This is a genomic window from Streptomyces sp. AcH 505 (assembly GCF_000818175.1).
GTDB lineage: Bacteria > Actinomycetota > Actinomycetes > Streptomycetales > Streptomycetaceae > Streptomyces.
In genome coordinates this window covers 5,397,096-5,400,546 of the sequence record NZ_JTIY01000001.1, presented here as the reverse complement: position 1 = coordinate 5,400,546, position 3,451 = coordinate 5,397,096, and the positions used below count along the sequence as shown (strand labels likewise).

Here is a 3,451-nt window from a genome sequence, read left to right as displayed (position 1 = left end):
GGGAGGTCATGGCCTGGCGTAATTCGGCCAGTTGGACGTTCTGCTGGGCGAGTTCGCGGCGCATCCGCTCGCCCAGCTGTTCCAGCTCCGTCGCGCGCCCGCCGTCGGCCAGCCGTCCGGCGAGCCGTTCGAGGGCGTCGTTCACCTTCCGGTCGAAGTCGGGCTGCCGGTAGACCAGCGGCGGTGATCCGACCAGCCGGCTCAGCCGGTCCTGCATGTGCTGCGGGACATGGCCGTTGACGACGATCAGCGCCTCGAAGCGGGCGGGCAGCACGGCGTTGCGCAGGCCCTGCACATAGGCGGCGACCCGCTCCGCGTCGTCGGCGCCGAGTACGGAGCGGGTGACGATGACGGCGAGCAGGGCCTTGGGCGCGGGAGCGAGCCAGTAGACCACCTCCTCGGCGGGGTCCGAGGCGTCGGGCAGCTGCGGGGACGACATCCGGGCGGGCACCGGGTCGCGGGAGGCGATGCGCCACTGCCCGAGGCTCAGCGCGTCGTGCACGACGGCGGCGACCTGGTCACGGGAGACCTTCTCGTGCAGGGCGCGGACGGCTCTGAGGACGGCGGCGGGGGTCACTTCGCGTACCGCGCCGTGGGTGTCCTCGCTGAACAGCCAGGCCTGGCTGCAGGTCTTGAGGATCTCGCGCGGCAGCCCCTCGGTCTGCTCGTGCAGCGTCCGCAGGGTGTCGGCGCCGAAGAGTTCGGCGAACGGGGCCGACGCCTCGTCCTCGCCGCGGCGGCCCGCCTCGACGTAGGCGGCGACGAGCTCCCCGGTGAGTTCCCTGGTGAATCCCTCCGGCCACACCTGGAGCAACCGCTCGTGCAGACTGGGCCGCAGCTCCTGGAGCCCGGCCGCCGAGATGCAGAAGATCAGCAGGCCGCCGCGGCTGACGTAGATGTTGACCAGCCGCTCGAAGGCGTCGACGAAGACGCGTCTGCTGTCCTGCGGCCAGTCGAGCACCTTCTCCAGTGCGTCCACGAGCAGTACGTAGGGACTGCCGACCCTGCCGTGCATGAAACCCTGCACCGCCAGCGCGTCGAAGACCTGGTCGATGCCGGCGGCGGTGTCCGGCCGGCCGCTCCCCGACGGCGGCACGATGGCCTCGGTGATGCCCCGCTCGCGCAGTGCCTCGGCGGGCTCCTCGCCGTTGAGCCAGGCCCACACCAGCCGGGTGAACAGGGGGTCCTGGAGCAGGGCCAGCGCGGTGGCGAACCGGCGGTGCTCGGTGATCTCGCCCAGCTTGCCGCGCAGATCGGCGTGGATCACCTCCGGGTCGTAGCGCAGCGCCGAGACCACCTTGCCCGGGTCGAGGCTGCGGTCGCGCAGTCCGGCCGCGATCTCGTCGAGGCTGCCGAGCCGGGGGTCGCCGCCCTGCTCGCCGACGCGGTTGGCCGTCACGTACGCGTAGTAGTCCCTGACCAGCTCCTCGAAGGCGCGCCGCCCCTGCGGGGTGTCGCCGGGCCCGCGCAGCCGGTCGCGGTACATCCGGCCCATGTCCTGGGCGGGTTCGTCGACGATCCACATGGCGGGGCCGTCCGGACGCCTGCTGAGCGAGGTGTAGATCTGCCGCAGCACATGGCTCTTGCCGAGGCCGAAGCTGCCCACGACGGCGATGGCCCGGCCGCGCCTGCCGCCGGTCGGATTCTCCACCAGGTAGTCGTCCACCAGCCGGTTCAGCTGGTCGGACGTGGGCGTCGCGATGCTCGCGTTGCCCGAGTCGGCCGCCGTCACCGGCGCGTCACCGAGGTCGGCCGAGGGGCCGAGCCGTACGACCGGTATCAGCGGGAAGGGGTTGCGGTGCCAGCTGTAGCCACTGCCGGTGGTCATGGAGGCACTCCTTATGATCCGGTGGACGTCTGGGGGCTGTGCCGGGTCAGGGACCTGAGGTCGGGCGCGCCGGGCTGCCAGTGCCTGCTCAGCTCGTCGGCGGTGATCGGCGTGCCGGCCGCTCCGTGCCGCCGCCGTTCGGCGGCCGCGTAGAAGACCTGCCGCAGTTCCCGCACGTCGGCGGGCTGCTGGGCGTCATGAGCCGCTATCAGTCCGGCCCTGACGGCGGGCGGCAGGTCCTGGGGGCGGCTGTGGTGCGGGCCCGCGCTGAACTTCACGGTGTCCTCCGACGTCAGTTGGCCGAGCGCGAGATGGGTGACCGCGCCGTCCGGCAGCTCGCCGATGACCGCCTCCGCCGCCTCGTTCGTCTCCTGGCTCACTTCGACGAAAAGTACGATCCGGGTCCGCGCGTGGTTCAGACAGGTCTTCAGGAAGTTGGTGCGCACCCCCGCGTCCTTCCAGTCGATGTGCGGAATGACCGCGAACAGCAGCGCGTCCTGCTGGGTGAGGAGCACGCTGATCGCGCCGAACGCCTTCGCCGGCGGCTCCTCGGCTATCGCCGGGTCGATCTTGACGTCCTCGAAGTGGCGGCACAGCGTGGCGTGGATCTGGTCGCGGATGTTGCCGTTGACGACAGGCATCGCCGCGAAGTCGCCGTTCTCGTCGATGCTGATCCCCGACCCGGTGTTGCGGTATCCGCCGGTCATCGCGACGATGCGGCGCAGTGCCGGCGGACTGCCGGCGCCGGACAGCCGCGCGATGTACTCGCCCGCCTCGTATATGCACCGGTGGATGAGGGTGGTCTTGCCCATCCCGCGCGGCCCGCTCACGACCACCAGCCGCCCCGCGCCGACGCCGGGGGTCACCAGCTCGCCGAGCCGGTCGAGGGTCTGCTGTCCGAAGCGGGCCACCTGCTCGCGCGCGTGGTCGACGTCGACCCACTGGGCCGTGTGGCCCGGTTCGTCCCACGGGACCAGCGGGTGGTCGTCGGTGGGCGGGGTTTCCAGGCCCGGCAGGCTGTGTCTGCGGCCCGGCACCCGCACCCCGTACGGGTTGTCCTCGACCGGTGTCATACGCCGCTCCCGGTCGGACGGTCCCGCAGGGCGCGCCACCACCAGTACACGAAGGTCCGGCTGAGGTCCGACGCATGCGGGAGCTGACGGTCCATCAACTGTCGTACCCGGTCCGCTTCGTGCTTTCTGCCGTCGGAGCCGAGCGGCACGCCTTCGCCGTTCTCCGGCAGGCGCTGGGACAGCGGCAGCGCGTCGGCCAGCCGCCGGGCCGCCCTGCCCCTGGCCCCGGTCCCCTCCACCTCGGCGAAGGCACCGGTCAGCGCCTCGCGGGCGGCCAGCAGCTCGGCGTGGTCGGCTTTCGGGTCGCGCTCGTACGCGGCGAGGTAGAGCCGCGCCGCCGACCGGAACGTCTGCCGGGAGGTCTCCAACCGCTTCTTGAACGACCGCCGTTCGCCGAGGCTCCGGTCCCAGAACTGCACGAGCAGGGTCAGCAGGGCGCCGAGCACCACCAGCGGCAGCTGCGCCCACTGCGTCAGGAGGCTCGCCAGCCAGCCGTCCTCGTCCTCGGGCGCGGAGCCCGGCGACTCGGAGCCGGCCGCCATGAGCGCGT

Annotated in this window: 3 protein-coding genes; all 3 read right to left on the bottom strand. The window is 72.1% G+C overall.

Features of this window, described 5'->3' with window-relative positions; all coding sequences use genetic code 11:
- Nucleotides 1-1,828: hypothetical protein (locus tag HY68_RS24305; protein WP_052457165.1), on the bottom strand; the 1,828-nt coding region annotated here is incomplete at its 3' end.
- 11 nt (nucleotides 1,829-1,839) lie between these two features.
- Nucleotides 1,840-2,901: an ATP-binding protein gene (locus HY68_RS24300; protein ID WP_041992232.1), complete on the bottom strand. Its 1,062-nt coding sequence runs from the start codon at nucleotides 2,899-2,901 to the stop codon at nucleotides 1,840-1,842.
- A partial coding sequence (locus HY68_RS44045; RefSeq protein ID WP_198533332.1) for a hypothetical protein occupies nucleotides 2,898-3,451 on the bottom strand: 554 nt, incomplete at its 5' end. The genes HY68_RS24300 and HY68_RS44045, both read right to left, overlap by 4 nt.

Bases quoted from the DNA above. Each gene is read 5' to 3' on its own strand.
- HY68_RS24300 (WP_041992232.1), bottom strand. From the start codon at position 2,901: ATGACACCGGTCGAGGACAACCCGTACGGGGTGCGGGTGCCGGGCCGC.